Raw genomic sequence first — 15,895 nt, 5'->3', positions numbered from 1 at the left:
TGTGCGAAATTTGATTCTTGTAGGACCGATGGGGGCTGGAAAAAGCACCATCGGCCGGTTGCTGGCCAAAGAGCTGCGCCTGCCATTCAAAGATTCCGACAAGGAAATTGAGTTGCGCACGGGCGCCAATATCCCGTGGATCTTCGATAAGGAAGGCGAACCCGGCTTTCGTGATCGTGAGCAAGCGATGATCGAAGAGCTGTGCGCGTGCGACGGCGTAGTACTGGCGACCGGTGGCGGTGCAGTCATGCGCGAAGCCAATCGTCGGGCGCTGCATGCCGGGGGACGTGTGGTTTATCTGCACGCATCCGTCGAGCAGCAAGTCGGCCGCACCGCCCGTGACCGCAATCGTCCGCTGTTGCGCACCGCCGATCCGGCCAAGACCCTTCGGGACTTGCTGGCGATCCGCGATCCGCTTTATCGGGAAATCGCCGATCTGGTGGTAGAAACCGATGAGCGGCCGCCGCGAATGGTGGTGCTCGACATCCTCGAACGCTTGCAGCAGCTACCTCCCCGTTAAAGCGCAGCGCGAAATGCGCTATCCTCGGCGTCCTGTCATGGCCGCTCAAGGTTGTGGCGGATGGCTATCAACCGGCGTCACATCAGCAGATGCCGCGGACATTGGTTAACTCAAGGCAGGACGCCTGATTCCATCTTCACTGTGGGGACACATGCAGACACTCAAGGTCGATCTAGGCGAGCGCAGCTACCCGATTCATATTGGCGAAGGTTTGTTGGATCAGCCCGAGTTGCTGGCCCCGCACGTTCGCGGGCGGCAAGTGGCAATCATCTCCAACGAGACTGTGGCGCCGCTCTATCTCGAACGTCTGACCAAAAGCCTCGCACAGTTCTCGGTCGTCTCGGTGATACTGCCCGACGGCGAAGCCTTCAAGACCTGGGAAACCCTGCAATTGATTTTCGACGGTCTGCTGACCGCCCGGCACGACCGCCGGACCACGGTGATCGCCCTCGGTGGCGGCGTGATTGGCGACATGGCCGGTTTTGCGGCAGCCTGCTACCAGCGCGGCGTCGATTTCATTCAGGTGCCGACCACACTGCTGTCGCAAGTCGACTCTTCGGTGGGCGGCAAGACCGGGATCAACCATCCGCTGGGCAAGAACATGGTCGGCGCTTTCTATCAGCCCAACGTGGTGCTGATCGATACCGCCACCCTCAATACCTTGCCGGCTCGCGAACTGTCCGCGGGCCTGGCGGAAGTCATCAAGTACGGGTTGATCTGCGACGAGCCGTTCCTCACCTGGCTCGAAGAAAACGTTGATCGCCTGCGCGCCCTGGATCAGGTGGCCCTGACTTATGCGATCGAACGCTCCTGTGCGGCCAAGGCTGCGGTGGTCGGTGCTGACGAAAAGGAAACCGGCGTGCGCGCCACGCTGAACCTGGGGCACACCTTCGGCCACGCCATTGAAACCCACATGGGCTATGGTGTGTGGCTACATGGTGAAGCAGTCGCTGCTGGCACCGTAATGGCGCTGGAAATGTCTGCACGCCTGGGCTGGATCAGCGAGCAAGAGCGAGATCGCGGTATTCGCCTGTTCCAGCGTGCCGGCTTGCCGGTCATCCCGCCTGAAGAGATGACCGAAGCCGATTTTCTCGAACACATGGCAATTGACAAGAAAGTGATCGACGGTCGTTTGCGCCTGGTGCTGCTGCGCCAAATGGGCGAAGCAGTGGTGACCGACGATTATCCGAAAGAGGTTCTACAGGCCACGCTGGGAGCGGATTACCGCGCCCTGGCTCAGCTTAAAGGTTAATAAGATCCGATGACTAGTTTGCATGCCGACGAGGCTTTCCTCGGCCATTACCAGTTAAGTCATGACCCTTTTGCTCCACGGGTGCCTGGCTTCAAATTTTTCCCGGCCCAGCGCAAACCGGTGCTGGGACAACTGCATCACCTGGCCCGATACAGCCAGTTGCTGCTGGTGGTCACCGGCCCGCAAGGCAGCGGCAAGACCCTGTTGCGTCAGGCCCTGGTGGCCAGCACCAACAAGCAGTCCGTGCAAAGCGTGGTGGTTTCCGCCCGTGGCGCTGGCGATGCCGCCGGTGTCTTGCGCCAGGTCGCCCAGGCGCTGAACGTGGCCCAGGCCGAGGTCGGCGCGATTCTGGCCCAGGTGGTTCAGCTTGCCCTCACCGGGCAGGAAGTCTACTTGCTGGTGGATGACGCCGAGCAGCTCGACGAATCCGCACTCGAAGCCTTGATGGCCCTGGCGGCCGGCGCACCGGAAGGTCGCCCGCACGTGTTCCTGTTCGGTGAATCGTCGCTCATCGCTCAACTGGAGGCGCTGAGCCTTGAGGAAGAGCGCTTCCACGTCATCGAATTGCAGCCTTACACTGAAGAAGAAACTCGCGAGTATCTGGACCAGCGTCTCGAAGGCGCCGGTCGCGGTATCGAACTTTTTACCGCAGATCAGATCTCTGATATTCACGAAAGCTCCGACGGTTGGCCTGGCAACATCAACCAGGTCGCCCGCGATGCGATGATCGAAGCCATGATTGCCAGCCGCACAGCGGTGAAGCGTCCAAGTATGGGGTTCAACATGCCGAAGAAACACGTATTGGCGATTTCTGCCGTAGTCGTGGTCGCGGTAGCCGCCGCCTGGTTGATGCCGGGCCGCAGCAAGACACCGACCACCGGCGCACCGGCCAACGAACAGGCCCAGCTGCCACTGGGTACGCCAAAACCGAACGCCGCCGGAGGCGCTCCCTCCGTGGAGTTCGCCGGTAACACGCAGCCGATGCCGTTGCCGCTGGTTGGCCAGTCGCAACCGGTCATGCGCAGCCCGCTGGCCGAAGCGGCCGGTGGCATCACTGAGGGCGACGACGGCGTGCCGGTCGAAGGCTCCAGCGCTACACCGCCGACTGTGACCACGATCGCGCCACCTACGGGCATCCAGCCGGGTCCTGCGCCGACGCCTGCCGCCAAACCGGCTCCGGCACCGACTCAGGTCGCTACCGCCAAGCCAGCGCCTGCTCCCGTGGCTAAGCCGGCGCCAGCGCCTGCCAAGCCTGTGGTTGCCGCCAAGCCTGCCGAGAAGCCGGTTACCGTGGCCAAGGCCGCCGGTAGCGGCTGGTACGCCGGGCAAGCGCCGGGCAACTACGTGGTGCAGATTCTCGGCACCAGCTCCGAAGCCTCTGCGCAAACCTTCGTCAAGGAGCAGGGCGGCGAGTACCGTTATTTCAAGAAAGTCCTCAACGGCAAGCCGCTTTACGTCATCACCTACGGCAGCTTCGCCAGCCGCGATGCAGCCGTTACCGCTATCAAGGCCTTGCCAGCGAAGGTTCAGGCTGGTAAACCTTGGCCTCGCTCCGTCGCCAGCGTCCAACAGGAACTGGCCACAGCTCGCTGAAGATTCGGCGGCCTTACCCAGGCCGCCTCTCCCGGCACCTCAAAATATTCCGCAAGTAGCATGCTGCCCTGGAGGCCGCGTGCCTTGTGGCGTCTGCGTCACAGTAGTCTTTGAGTCGTTGCGGTCAACATTAAAAAAGTTTTGACTAGCACAGCATATCGCTTTAAACCTTTCACAAATGCGACATAGATTTGCGACAAATCGTCGTCAAATTTGTGAGCCCCTGTGTCGGTGTGTACAATGACCTCCCTTTTGCCCCCGCAAAGCTGGCGTACGTTCGGCGCGGATGGCAAGTGGTTGAATTGAAAAGAAATTTGCCTCGAAAAGAGGCAGCCTGGTGAGAAAGTGTCTATGAAAGCAGGTCTGTACCAACCAGATGAATTCAAGGATAACTGCGGTTTTGGCCTGATAGCCCATATGCAGGGCGAGCCCAGTCATACCCTTTGCAAACGGCCATTGAGGCCCTGACCTGCATGACCCACCGCGGTGGGATCAACGCCGACGGCAAGACCGGTGACGGTTGCGGCTTGCTGATTCAAAAGCCGGACGTGTTCCTGCGAGCCATCGCCCAGGAAACCTTCGGCGTCGAGCTGCCCAAGCAATATGCCGTGGGCATGGTCTTCTTCAACCAGGACCCGGTCAAAGCCGAGGCCGCTCGCGAGAACATGAACCGCGAGATCCTCGCGGCCGGCCTGACCCTCGTCGGTTGGCGCAAAGTGCCGATCGACACCAGCGTCCTTGGCCGCCTGGCGCTCGAGCGCCTGCCGAAAATCGAGCAGGTGTACATCGGCGGTGACGGCCTGAGCGATCAGGAGATGGCGGTCAAACTGTTCACCTCCCGTCGTCGCTCGTCGGTGGCCAACGCCGCAGACGCCGATCACTACGTCTGCAGCTTTTCGCACAAAACCATTATTTATAAAGGCCTGATGATGCCGGCGGATTTGACCGCCTTCTATCCAGACCTCAGCGACCAGCGCCTGCAAACATCGATTTGCGTGTTCCACCAGCGCTTCTCGACCAACACCCTGCCGAAATGGCCGTTGGCGCAGCCGTTCCGCTTCCTCGCCCACAACGGCGAGATCAACACCATCACCGGCAACCGTAACTGGGCCGTGGCGCGTCGCACCAAGTTCACCAACGATTTGATGGACCTGGAAGAACTCGGCCCGTTGGTTAACCGCGTGGGTTCCGACTCCTCGAGCATGGACAACATGCTCGAGCTGATGGTGACCGGTGGCATCGACCTGTTCCGTGGCGTGCGGATGATCATTCCGCCTGCGTGGCAGAACGTCGAAACCATGGACCCGGATCTGCGGGCGTTCTACGAATACAACTCGATGCACATGGAGCCATGGGACGGTCCGGCCGGCGTGGTAATGACCGATGGTCGTTACGCGGTGTGCCTGCTCGACCGTAACGGTCTGCGTCCGGCGCGTTGGGTCACCACCAAAAACGGTTTTATCACCCTGGCGTCGGAAATCGGTGTCTGGAACTACCAGCCTGAAGACGTGATCGCCAAGGGCCGCGTTGGTCCGGGCCAGATCTTTGCCGTGGACACCGAAACCGGTCAGATCCTCGACACCGACGCGATCGACAACCGCTTGAAGTCTCGTCATCCGTACAAGCAATGGCTGCGCAAGAATGCCCTGCGCATCCAGGCGACCATGGAAGACAATGACCACGGATCGGCCTTCTACGACGTCGATCAGCTCAAGCAGTACATGAAGATGTACCAGGTCACTTTCGAAGAACGTGATCAGGTACTGCGTCCGCTCGGCGAACAAGGCTACGAAGCCGTTGGCTCGATGGGCGACGATACGCCAATGGCCGTGCTGTCCCAGCGCGTGCGTACGCCATACGACTATTTCCGCCAGCAGTTCGCGCAGGTCACCAACCCGCCGATCGATCCGCTGCGTGAAGCCATCGTCATGTCGCTGGAGATCTGCCTCGGTGCCGAGCGCAACATCTTCCAGGAGTCGCCGGAACACGCTTCGCGCGTGATCCTCAGCTCGCCGGTTATTTCCCCGGCCAAGTGGCGCTCGCTGATGAACCTCGATCGTCCGGGTTTCGAGCGCGCGATCATTGACCTCAACTACGACGAAAGCGTCGGCCTCGAAGCGGCGATCCGCAACGTTGCCGATCAGGCTGAAGAAGCCGTTCGCTCCGGTCGTACCCAGGTGGTATTGAGTGACCGTCACATTGCCCGGGCAAGTTGCCGATCCACGCTTCGCTCGCCACCGGCGCGGTACACCACCGCCTGACCGAAAAAGGCCTGCGTTGCGACTCCAACATCCTCGTGGAAACGGCGACGGCTCGCGACCCGCATCACTTTGCGGTGTTGATCGGTTTCGGCGCCTCGGCGGTCTATCCGTTCCTGGCCTACGAAGTGCTGGGCGACCTGATCCGGACCGGTGAAGTGCTGGGCGACCTCTATGAGGTGTTCAAGAACTACCGCAAAGGCATCACCAAAGGCCTGCTGAAGATCCTGTCGAAGATGGGTATCTCGACCATTACTTCGTACCGCGGTGCGCAGTTGTTCGAAGCCATCGGCCTGTCCGAAGAAGTCTGCGAACTGAGCTTCCGTGGCGTGCCAAGCCGCATCAAGGGGGCGCGTTTCGTCGACATCGAAGCCGAGCAGAAAGCACTGGCCGCCGAAGCCTGGAGCCCGCGCAAGCCGATTCAGCAGGGCGGTCTGCTGAAGTTCGTCCACGGTGGCGAATATCACGCTTACAACCCGGACGTGGTCAGCACCCTGCAAGCCGCTGTGCAGCAGGGCGACTACAGCAAGTTCAAGGAATACACGGCGCTGGTGGACAACCGTCCGGTGTCGATGATCCGCGACATGTTCAAGGTCAAAACCCTGGACACGCCGCTGGACATCAGCGAGATCGAACCGCTGGAATCGGTGCTCAAGCGCTTCGACTCCGCGGGCATCTCCCTCGGTGCCTTGTCGCCTGAAGCCCACGAAGCCCTGGCCGAAGCCATGAACCGCCTCGGTGCGCGTTCCAACTCCGGCGAAGGCGGCGAAGACCCGGCGCGCTACGGCACCATCAAGAGCTCGAAAATCAAGCAAGTGGCGACGGGCCGTTTCGGTGTAACCCCGGAATACCTGGTCAACGCTGAAGTACTGCAGATCAAAGTTGCTCAGGGCGCCAAGCCCGGCGAAGGTGGTCAGCTGCCAGGGGGCAAGGTCAACGGTCTGATCGCCAAGCTGCGTTATGCAGTGCCGGGCGTGACCCTGATTTCGCCGCCGCCGCACCACGACATCTATTCGATTGAAGACTTGTCGCAGCTGATTTTCGACCTGAAACAAGTCAACCCGAAGGCCCTGGTCTCGGTGAAACTGGTAGCAGAAGCGGGCGTCGGCACCATCGCTGCCGGTGTGGCCAAGGCCTACGCGGACTTGATCACCATCTCCGGCTACGACGGCGGCACCGGCGCATCGCCGCTGACCTCGATCAAATACGCGGGCGCTCCGTGGGAACTCGGCCTGGCCGAAACCCACCAGACCCTGCGTGGCAACGACCTGCGCGGCAAAGTCCGGGTACAAACCGACGGCGGCCTGAAAACCGGCCTCGACGTGATCAAGGCAGCCATTCTCGGCGCTGAAAGCTTCGGCTTCGGTACCGCGCCAATGATCGCCCTGGGCTGCAAATACCTGCGCATCTGCCACCTGAACAACTGCGCCACCGGCGTCGCGACTCAGAACGAGAAGCTGCGTAAAGACCACTACATCGGCACCGTCGACATGGTGATCAACTTCTTCACCTACGTGGCTGAAGAAACCCGTGAGTGGCTGGCCAAGCTCGGCGTGCGCTCCCTCGAAGAGCTGATCGGCCGTACCGATCTGCTGGACATCCTCGAAGGCCAGACCGCCAAGCAGCAACATCTGGACCTGACCCCGTTGCTGGGCAGCGATCACATCCCGGCAGACAAGCCTCAATTCTGCCAGGTCGAGCGCAACCCACCGTTCGACAAAGGCCTGCTGGCCGAGAAAATGGTCGACATGGCCACTTCGGCCATCAACGACATGAGCGGTGCTGATTTCGCGCTGGATATCTGCAACTGCGACCGTTCGATCGGCGCGCGGATCTCCGGTGAAATCGCCCGCAAGCACGGCAACCAAGGCATGGCGAACGCACCGATCACCTTCCGCTTCAAAGGGACGGCCGGTCAGAGCTTCGGTGTGTGGAACGCCGGCGGCCTGAACATGTACCTGGAAGGCGACGCCAACGACTACGTCGGCAAAGGCATGACCGGCGGCAAACTGGTCATCGTGCCGCCCAAGGGCAGCGTCTACAAGACTCAGGACAGCGCCATTATCGGCAACACCTGCCTGTACGGCGCCACTGGCGGCAAGCTGTTCGCCGCTGGCACCGCGGGCGAGCGTTTCGCTGTGCGTAACTCCGGTGCCCACACCGTGGTTGAAGGCACGGGCGATCATTGCTGCGAGTACATGACCGGTGGTTTCGTCTGCGTCCTGGGCAAAACCGGTTACAACTTCGGCTCAGGCATGACCGGCGGTTTCGCCTACGTGCTCGACCAGGACAACACCTTCGTTGACCGGGTCAACCACGAACTGGTGGAAATCCAGCGGATCAGCGGCGAAGCGATGGAAGCCTATCGCAGCCACCTGCAACGCGTGCTGGACGAATACGTCGCGCAAACCGACAGCGAATGGGGTCGTAACCTCGCTGAAAACCTCGATGACTATCTGCGCCGTTTCTGGCTGGTCAAGCCCAAGGCTGCCAACCTGAAATCGTTGCTTTCCAGCACCCGTGCCAACCCGCAGTGATATGCGCCTGAAGAGTTTGATGAGGTTTTAACAATGGCTGAACGTCTGAATAACGACTTCCAGTTCATCGACGTCGGGCGCAAAGATCCGAAGAAGAAACTGTTGCGTCAACGCAAGAAAGAGTTCGTGGAAATCTACGAACCCTTCAAACCCCAGCATTCGGCCGATCAGGCCCACCGCTGCCTGGGTTGCGGTAACCCGTATTGCGAATGGAAGTGCCCGGTGCACAACTTCATTCCGAACTGGCTGAAACTGGTGGCCGAGGGCAACATCCTCCAGGCCGCCGAGCTGTCGCACCAGACCAACACCCTGCCGGAAGTCTGCGGCCGGGTGTGCCCGCAGGATCGTCTGTGCGAGGGTGCGTGCACCCTTAACGACGGCTTCGGTGCGGTGACCATCGGTTCGGTCGAGAAGTACATTACCGACACCGCGTTCGCCATGGGCTGGCGGCCGGACATGTCCAAGGTCAAGCCGACCGGCAAGCGTGTCGCAGTGATCGGCGCAGGCCCGGCAGGTTTGGGCTGTGCCGACGTGCTGGTGCGCGGCGGCGTGACCCCGGTGGTGTTCGACAAGAACCCGGAAATCGGCGGTTTGCTGACTTTCGGCATCCCCGAGTTCAAGCTGGAAAAGACCGTGCTGAGCAATCGCCGCGAAGTCTTCACCGGCATGGGCATCGAGTTCCGTCTGAACACCGAAGTGGGCAAGGACGTGACCATCGAGCAGTTGCTCGAAGAATACGATGCCGTGTTCATGGGCATGGGCACCTACACCTACATGAAGGGCGGGTTTGCCGGTGAGGACCTGCCGGGCGTGCATGACGCTTTGGATTACCTGATCGCCAACGTCAACCGCAACCTGGGCTTTGAAAAGTCGCCGGCCGATTTCGTCGACATGAAAGGCAAGAAGGTTGTAGTGCTGGGCGGCGGCGATACGGCGATGGACTGCAACCGTACCTCGATTCGCCAGGGCGCCAAGTCGGTGACCTGTGCGTATCGTCGCGACGAAGCGAATATGCCGGGCTCGCGCAAAGAGGTGAAGAACGCCAAGGAAGAAGGCGTGAAATTCCTCTACAACCGCCAGCCGATCGCCATCGTCGGTGAAGACCGTGTCGAAGGCGTGAAAGTGGTCGAGACCCGTCTCGGCGAACCGGACGCCCGTGGCCGTCGCAGCCCTGAGCCGATCCGGGTTCCGAAGAGATCATCCCGGCGGATGCCGTGGTCATCGCTTTTGGTTTCCGTCCAAGCCCGGCGTCGTGGTTCGAGCAGTTCGACATCCAGACCGACAGCCAGGGCCGCGTTGTGGCGCCGGAACAAGGTCAATACAAGCACCAGACCAGCAACCCGAAAATCTTCGCCGGTGGCGACATGGTTCGCGGTTCTGACCTGGTGGTGACGGCGATCTTCGAAGGGCGTAATGCTGCTGAAGGGATCCTGGATTACCTGGGCGTCTGATCACTTTCCAGAATTGGAATGCGATCAAAATGTGGGAGCGGCGGTGCGACGATTCGACTTGCTCGCGAAGGCGGTGTAACAGTCAATATTGATGTCGACTGACACACCGCTTTCGCGAGCAAGCCCGCTCCCACATTGGTTTCAGGGTGTTACCAATACCGGAGTTTCACCGCAATAAATTGACCCGATAGACAAAAGGCTGACCTGCAACCGTGCCTTTTGCGTCGCGCTCTGAGAAAATGCCCGCACTTTTTTCCGGATGCCGACATGACTGCCCTGAAGAACGACCGTTTCCTTCGCGCCCTGCTCAAGCAACCTGTAGACGTCACGCCGGTATGGATGATGCGTCAGGCCGGTCGCTACCTGCCTGAATACCGCGCCAGCCGTGCCAAGGCCGGTGACTTCATGAGCCTGTGCATGAACCCGGAGTTCGCGTGCGAAGTCACGATGCAGCCGCTCGACCGCTACCCGCAACTGGACGCGGCGATCCTCTTCTCCGACATCCTGACCATCCCGGACGCCATGGGCCAAGGCCTGTACTTCGAAACCGGTGAAGGTCCACGCTTCAAGAAAGTCATCAGCACGATGGCCGACATCGAAGCCCTGCCGATTCCGGATCCGCACAAGGACCTCGGTTACGTCATGGACGCGGTCAGCACCATCCGCCGCGAACTGAACGGCCGCGTGCCACTGATCGGCTTCTCCGGCAGCCCGTGGACCCTGGCCACCTACATGGTCGAAGGCGGTTCGTCGAAAGACTTCCGCAAGACCAAGGCCATGCTCTACGACAACCCGCAAGCCATGCACCTGCTGCTGGATAAACTCGCGCAGTCTGTCACCAGCTACCTCAACGGCCAGATCATGGCCGGCGCGCAAGCGGTGCAGATCTTCGACACCTGGGGCGGCAACCTCTCGGCGGCGGCGTACCAGGAGTTCTCCCTGGCCTACATGCGCAAGATCGTCAGCGGCCTGATCCGCGAACACGAAGGCCGCAAAGTGCCGGTCATCCTGTTCACCAAAAACGGCGGGCTGTGGCTGGAAAGCATCGCCGACGCCGGTGCTGATGCATTGGGCCTGGACTGGACCTGCGACATTGGCGAAGCCCGCCGGCGCGTCGGCAACCAAGTCGCCCTGCAAGGCAACATGGACCCGACGGTGTTGTACGCCAAGCCAGAAGCCATTCGCACCGAAGTCGGCCGCATCCTTGCCAGCTACGGCAAAGGCAGTGGCCACGTGTTTAACCTCGGCCATGGCATCACCCCGGAAGTTGATCCGGAACATGCGGGTGCGTTCATGCGCGCTGTGCATGAACTGTCGGCGCAGTATCACGAGTGATCGTCGCCCAATAAAAAACGCCCGGCTTATGCCGGGCGTTTTTGTTTGGGCAAGATCAAAGATCGCAGCCTTCGGCAGCTCCTACACCGGTGATGTGAATCGTTGGGTAACGGGTTCACTCAATCCTGTAGGAGCTGCCGAAGGCTGCGATCTTTTGCTGTTAAGCCTTCACACCACCCAACGGCGGCAACTTCGCCAGCTTCAACGCCACCAACAACGCAATCACCAACAGCCCACCAATAAACAACCCGATCCCGTTCCACCCGCCCAGGTGCCAGAACACCCCACCCGCCGTCCCGGCAATGCTCGACCCGGCGTAATAACTGAACAGATACAGCGAAGACGCCTGCCCCTTGGCCTTGATCGCCCGGCGCCCAATCCAGCTACTGGCCACCGAATGCGCGCCGAAGAAGCCGAAGGTGAAGATCAGCATGCCGATGATCACCACCGGCAGCGGCGTGAACATCGTCAGCGCCAGGCCTGCAAGCATCAGCACAATCGTTGCCCAAAGCACTTTGCGCCGGCCCAGTTTGTCGGCCAGCGAGCCGATTTTAGCCGAGCTATAAATCCCCGACAGGTACACCACCGACAGCAACCCGACAAACGCCTGGTCCATGTTGTAGGGGGCCGCCAGCAGGCGATAGCCGATGTAGTTGAACAGCGTGACGAACGCGCCCATCAGCACAAAGGCTTCGACAAACAGCAGCGGCAGGCCGGCGTCGCGAAAGTGCATGGTAAAGCCGTCGAGCAGGCTGCGCGGGTGCATTGAGCGGGCGCGGAAGTTGCGCGATTCGGGAAGGATCTTCCAGAACACCGTCGCCGCAATCAGCGCCAGGCCGCCGATCACCAGCATCGCCGTGTGCCAGCTGACGAAGTCGATCAACACACCGGTAATCAAGCGGCCGCTCATCCCGCCAATCGCGTTGCCGCCGATGTACAAACCCATGGCGAGGCCGATGTGCTGCGGGTGAATCTCTTCGCTCAGGTAAGTCATGGCCACCGCCGCCAGGCCGCTCAACGACAACCCGATCAACGCGCGCATGATCAACACACCTTCCCAGCTCGGCATCATCGCGCTGGCCATGGTGCACAAGGCTGCCGCAAACAGCGCCGTGACCATCACCGGCTTACGCCCGACGCGGTCGGAAATCGGGCCAGTAATCAGCAGGCCAATCGCGAGCATGCCGGTGGCCACCGACAGAATCAGGCTGCTTTGCGCTGCGTTGATCGAATATTCGTGGGACAGCAGCGGCATCATCGGCTGCACGCAGTAGAGCAGGGCGAACGTCGCGAAGCCGCCGGAGAACAGCGCCAGCACCGTGCGCATGAACATCGGCGTGCCTTTTTCGATGTAGATCTCGTTCAGCTCGGCGACAACATCGTCCAGCGCCGTGGGCGGAACTTCATGGGCGAGCGGGGCGACAGCAGTTTTCACTTCGGACCTCGGAGGGGCGCAGCCGGTCAGGCAATGGAAAAAAGCATATAGCTGCCTAACGATTCAATCCAATATATTATTCGACCTGTTTAAGACGTTTTACGACCTAATGGGGTTTTCATGGAATTGCGTCACCTGCGCTACTTCATCGCCGTCGCCGAAGAACTGCATTTCGGCCGCGCCGCCCAGGTCCTGGGCATCTCTCAGCCGCCCTTGAGCCAGCAGATCCAGGCACTGGAAGCCGAGGTCGGCGCACGCTTGTTCGAGCGCACCAATCGTCGGGTCGAACTCAGCGAGGCCGGTCGGTTGTTTCTGCAAGAGGCGCGGCTGGTGCTGGCTCAGGTCGACAAAGCGGCGGACGTCGCCCGGCGTGCGCAACTCGGTGAACTGGGCGAGTTGAAAATCGGCTTCACCTCGTCGGCACCGTTCAACTCCACGATTCCCCAGGCGATCTTCTCGTTTCGCCAACGCTTCCCGGCCGTGCACCTGAACCTGCGGGAGATGAGCAGCACCCAAGTGGCCGACGCACTGGTGGATGAATCGATTGAAGTCGGGATCATGCGACCGCTCGGTTTGCCGGATTCCCTCAGCGTCGTGGAGTTGATGCGCGAACCCCTCGTGGCAGTGCTCAGCTCCAAGCATCCGCTGGTGAACGGCAGCGAAGAAGGCTTGTTTCTGTCAACCCTGGCCCTCGAACCTTTCGTATTTTTCCCACGCAGCTATGGCAGCGGTCTGTACGCCCAATTGCTGACCTTGGCGCGGGACGCCGGCTTCAGCCCACACTTCGCCCAAGAGGCCGGCGAGGCGATGACTATCATCGGGCTGGTGGCTGCGGGGCTGGGTGTGTCGGTGTTGCCAGCGTCTTATCGGCGGATGCGCATTGATGGCGTGGTCTATCGGCCGCTGCTCGATCCGCAAGCGGTGTCGGCAGTGTGGCTGGTGCAACGCAAGGATCAGAAATCGCCGATGGCCAAGGCGTTTGTTGAATTGTTGACACGCAAGCTGACGCCATAGGTCTTCAAGATATTATGGGTGATGGCCCTTTGCCTTTTGTCGTATCGGCCGATAACCGTCATGGCACATCACACACTATGGAGATACAGGATGTTCAAGCAGATCACCTTCACCGCTTTGTTGGCATTGACCGCACTGACCGCTGGTTGTGCTTCGGTAAAAATGGCTGATGAAGGCCAGGACGCTCAAGCGAAAACCTTCCAGGTTTCCCCGGACAAAGCCAACATCTACGTGTATCGCAACGAGAGCATGGGCGCCGGGGTGAAAATGCCGGTTACGCTCAATGGCAAACCTGTGGGGGAGACTGTCGCCAAGTCCTACCTGATGTTGGCCGTTCCGGCTGGTCAGCAGACCCTGGTGTCTTCGGCGGAAAACGATTCCGAACTGAAACTCACCGCAGAAGCCGGCAAGAACTACTTTGTCTGGCAGGAAGTGAAAGTGGGCTTCATCAAAGCGCGTAACAACCTGCAAGTCGTCGATGACAAAGCCGGCCGTGCCGGCGTTGCTGAAAGCAAGTTGATTCAAGCTCAGTAAGAAGCCAGCAGACAGCCCCTGCGCCAGTCGCGGGGGCGTTCCGTTTTACGGAATACGCACCAAATCCCCCCGCAACGCCACCCGCGCCACAAAAATCCCGACCCGACACTCATAAGTATTCAGATCCTTGCGCACATGCTGGTCGTAGTCACTGACGATATTGGTCACCGTCGCCCCAACGCGTTTGGCGTCGGCCTGAAACTTGATCAGATTCGATTGCAGCCCCCACTCGCAAGCATCGCGATCACTCTTGTTGGATGCGTTGGTCCCCAGATCGCTGATCACATTCATGCGCTGCCTTTGCCGGTTCGCCGTCGGCCCGTTCCCGGCCAGGTAAAACTTCACACTGCCATCCAGCCGCCCGGCGCGGATCGCGTCGGACAGGACGGTTTCGAACGGCATGTACATGAGGTTGGTCGCCTGACTGGCGCTGGGGAGCAGGCTGAACACAAGGGCGGCGAACAGGGCTTTCGCTTGCATGGTCATCTCCTTGACTTGAAAGAGAACCGCGAGTGTTCAAGCGACCGGAACTCGCCGTTCATGCAGGCTGCGTGCGTTGGCCTGTTTGAGCGAGTGTAGATGTTGGATTAGCTTGGCGCTTTTGGCTGGAACGCCAGAGGGAGGACATTTCAGGTAACGGATCTGCCTTAGTGATTTACTCGATTCTTGCGCAATATCGATTTCTTTCGATGAGTGCCATGGATGCCACTTCGATATCAACCCCAGGAAGGCAGCGTATTGATTTGTGACTTCAGGGGTTATGAAGTCCCCGAGATGATCAAGGTCAGGCCGGTTGTCGTGATACGTAAACACAGGACCAATAGTTTATTGGTGACGGTCGTACCGCTGAGCACCACCGCCCCTGACTGTGTACTTGACTATCATCTTAAGCTCACGAGTCACTTGCAGGGCGCCAGTCCGATCTGCTGGGCAAAATGCGACATGGTTGCCACCGTAAGTCTCTCCAGACTGGACCGGATCAAGAGCCGGGATCGTCAGGGAAAGCGTATTTATCTCATTTCACAACTTGCAACAGATGAGTTTTTGCCATCAAAGCCGCAGTACGCAGCGCTCTCGGCCTTTGATGGCCCTAAAATGGGCGTGACAGGGCGAATTGCCAGCCGTTGTCGTTCGTTCAATTTAAAGCAATACTGCTGACGTTCCCGAAAGGGGCTTGTGAGACTCTGAGGATCCTGGGTGACCAGCCATCGCAGAGCCGGACAGGTACAGGGCGATGACAAGCCAACCTGTTTGTGAAAGGGCGCCGAAAGGCGCCCTTTGTCGTTGTGGCGAGGAAGAGCTCGCTCCCGTTTTGAGTGCGTAGCAGCAATGATCGCCAGAAGACACAACCCCTGACCCTGTAGGAGCTGGCGGAGCCTGCGATCTTTTGATCTTGCCTTTAAAAAGCAAAGTCAAAAGATCGTCCGATCGCGGCCCGAGCCTTCGGCAGCGCCTACAGGGAATGCGTTGCGCATTCCGGTTCTGTGTCCTGGCTGACGGTCCTTACTGAACCTTCGCCAAATCCCCTTTCAACGCAACCCCGGCCATGATCGCCCCAGCGTGGCATTCATAGGTCGTGGTGTCTTTACGCTCGTTGCTCTTGTAGAAGCTGACAATGTTGGTCACCGCATTCGCCCCGGCGTTTTTCGCGGCCTGGAACAGGCTGATGATTGCCGATTGGGCGACCCATTCGCAGGCCACTGCGTCGGTCTTGTTGAAGGCGTTGGTTTTCTTGTTGGTCACGGCGCCCGGGCTGACGACGGTAACGTTGCCGGCCGGGGTGTTGCCCGCCAGGTAGAACTTCACGCTGCCATCGATTTTGCCGGTGCGGGTGGCCTCGGCAACGGCTTTGTCGAGAGGCAGGTACACCGTGGTGTCGCGAGCCTGGCTGACGGCCGGCAGGGCGCAGATCAGCAGGGTGGCGGCAGCGGCGAGTTTCTTGAAGTGCATGGAGGTCTCCTTGACC

Annotated in this window: 10 protein-coding genes and 2 pseudogenes; 9 read left to right on the top strand and 3 right to left on the bottom strand. The window is 60.0% G+C overall.

The window, feature by feature from the left end:
• The first annotated feature begins 1 nt into the window (after window position 1).
• From aroK to hemE, 6 genes and pseudogenes are all read left to right on the top strand, one after another.
• Window positions 2–520, top strand: coding sequence for a shikimate kinase AroK (aroK, locus tag JFV26_RS10680; RefSeq protein ID WP_201192108.1), 519 nt, complete (start codon window positions 2–4; stop codon window positions 518–520).
• Window positions 521–671: 151 nt separating this feature from the next.
• Window positions 672–1,772 (top strand): 3-dehydroquinate synthase, encoded by a 1,101-nt coding sequence (gene aroB / locus JFV26_RS10675; RefSeq protein WP_201192106.1) that lies wholly within the window; start codon window positions 672–674, stop codon window positions 1,770–1,772.
• Between the two features lie 9 nt (window positions 1,773–1,781).
• Window positions 1,782–3,365 (top strand): AAA family ATPase, encoded by a 1,584-nt coding sequence (locus JFV26_RS10670; protein ID WP_201192104.1) that lies wholly within the window; start codon window positions 1,782–1,784, stop codon window positions 3,363–3,365.
• A 351-nt stretch (window positions 3,366–3,716) separates the two neighbouring features.
• A pseudogene (gene gltB / locus JFV26_RS10665) lies at window positions 3,717–8,160 on the top strand (glutamate synthase large subunit).
• 33 nt (window positions 8,161–8,193) lie between these two features.
• A pseudogene (locus tag JFV26_RS10660) lies at window positions 8,194–9,611 on the top strand (FAD-dependent oxidoreductase).
• Between the two features lie 267 nt (window positions 9,612–9,878).
• Window positions 9,879–10,946, top strand: coding sequence for a uroporphyrinogen decarboxylase (gene hemE / locus JFV26_RS10655; RefSeq protein WP_201192102.1), 1,068 nt, complete (start codon window positions 9,879–9,881; stop codon window positions 10,944–10,946).
• Between the two features lie 160 nt (window positions 10,947–11,106).
• Here hemE and JFV26_RS10650 read toward each other — a convergent pair whose 3' ends face one another.
• Window positions 11,107–12,333 carry an MFS transporter gene (locus JFV26_RS10650; RefSeq protein ID WP_446739917.1) on the bottom strand — a complete coding sequence of 409 codons (1,227 nt, stop codon included), beginning with the start codon at window positions 12,331–12,333 and terminating at the stop codon, window positions 11,107–11,109.
• A gap of 168 nt (window positions 12,334–12,501) precedes the next feature.
• Between JFV26_RS10650 and JFV26_RS10645 the strand changes: the two genes are divergently transcribed.
• Window positions 12,502–13,395, top strand: coding sequence for a LysR family transcriptional regulator (locus JFV26_RS10645; RefSeq protein ID WP_201192098.1), 894 nt, complete (start codon window positions 12,502–12,504; stop codon window positions 13,393–13,395).
• A 90-nt stretch (window positions 13,396–13,485) separates the two neighbouring features.
• Window positions 13,486–13,929, top strand: coding sequence for a DUF2846 domain-containing protein (locus JFV26_RS10640; protein ID WP_201192096.1), 444 nt, complete (start codon window positions 13,486–13,488; stop codon window positions 13,927–13,929).
• 45 nt (window positions 13,930–13,974) lie between these two features.
• On the opposite strand, the gene JFV26_RS10635 is transcribed toward JFV26_RS10640, so the two are convergent.
• Complete coding sequence (locus JFV26_RS10635; protein WP_201192094.1) at window positions 13,975–14,409, bottom strand: excinuclease; 435 nt, start codon at window positions 14,407–14,409, stop codon at window positions 13,975–13,977.
• Between the two features lie 222 nt (window positions 14,410–14,631).
• Between JFV26_RS10635 and JFV26_RS10630 the strand changes: the two genes are divergently transcribed.
• On the top strand, window positions 14,632–15,087 hold the full coding sequence (locus JFV26_RS10630; protein WP_242487796.1) for a type II toxin-antitoxin system PemK/MazF family toxin: 456 nt from the start codon (window positions 14,632–14,634) through the stop codon (window positions 15,085–15,087).
• A 345-nt stretch (window positions 15,088–15,432) separates the two neighbouring features.
• Here JFV26_RS10630 and JFV26_RS10625 read toward each other — a convergent pair whose 3' ends face one another.
• On the bottom strand, window positions 15,433–15,879 hold the full coding sequence (locus JFV26_RS10625) for an excinuclease (protein WP_201192092.1): 447 nt from the start codon (window positions 15,877–15,879) through the stop codon (window positions 15,433–15,435).
• Between the last annotated feature and the right edge of the window lie 16 nt (window positions 15,880–15,895).

The organism is Pseudomonas sp. TH31 (assembly GCF_016650815.1).
In the GTDB taxonomy this organism is placed as follows: Bacteria; Pseudomonadota; Gammaproteobacteria; order Pseudomonadales; family Pseudomonadaceae; genus Aquipseudomonas.
The sequence above is the reverse complement of the archived record's forward strand: the minus strand, read 5'-3'. Positions and strand labels throughout refer to the sequence as shown.

Coding starts and splice junctions, on each gene's coding strand:
- JFV26_RS10630 (WP_242487796.1), top strand. CDS start 14,632: ATGCCACTTCGATATCAACCCCAGGAAGGCAGCGTATTGATTTGTGAC.
- JFV26_RS10645 (WP_201192098.1), top strand. CDS start 12,502: ATGGAATTGCGTCACCTGCGCTACTTCATCGCCGTCGCCGAAGAACTG.
- JFV26_RS10670 (WP_201192104.1), top strand. CDS start 1,782: ATGACTAGTTTGCATGCCGACGAGGCTTTCCTCGGCCATTACCAGTTA.
- hemE (WP_201192102.1), top strand. CDS start 9,879: ATGACTGCCCTGAAGAACGACCGTTTCCTTCGCGCCCTGCTCAAGCAA.
- aroB (WP_201192106.1), top strand. CDS start 672: ATGCAGACACTCAAGGTCGATCTAGGCGAGCGCAGCTACCCGATTCAT.
- JFV26_RS10640 (WP_201192096.1), top strand. CDS start 13,486: ATGTTCAAGCAGATCACCTTCACCGCTTTGTTGGCATTGACCGCACTG.
- JFV26_RS10635 (WP_201192094.1), bottom strand. CDS start 14,409: ATGCAAGCGAAAGCCCTGTTCGCCGCCCTTGTGTTCAGCCTGCTCCCC.
- JFV26_RS10625 (WP_201192092.1), bottom strand. CDS start 15,879: ATGCACTTCAAGAAACTCGCCGCTGCCGCCACCCTGCTGATCTGCGCC.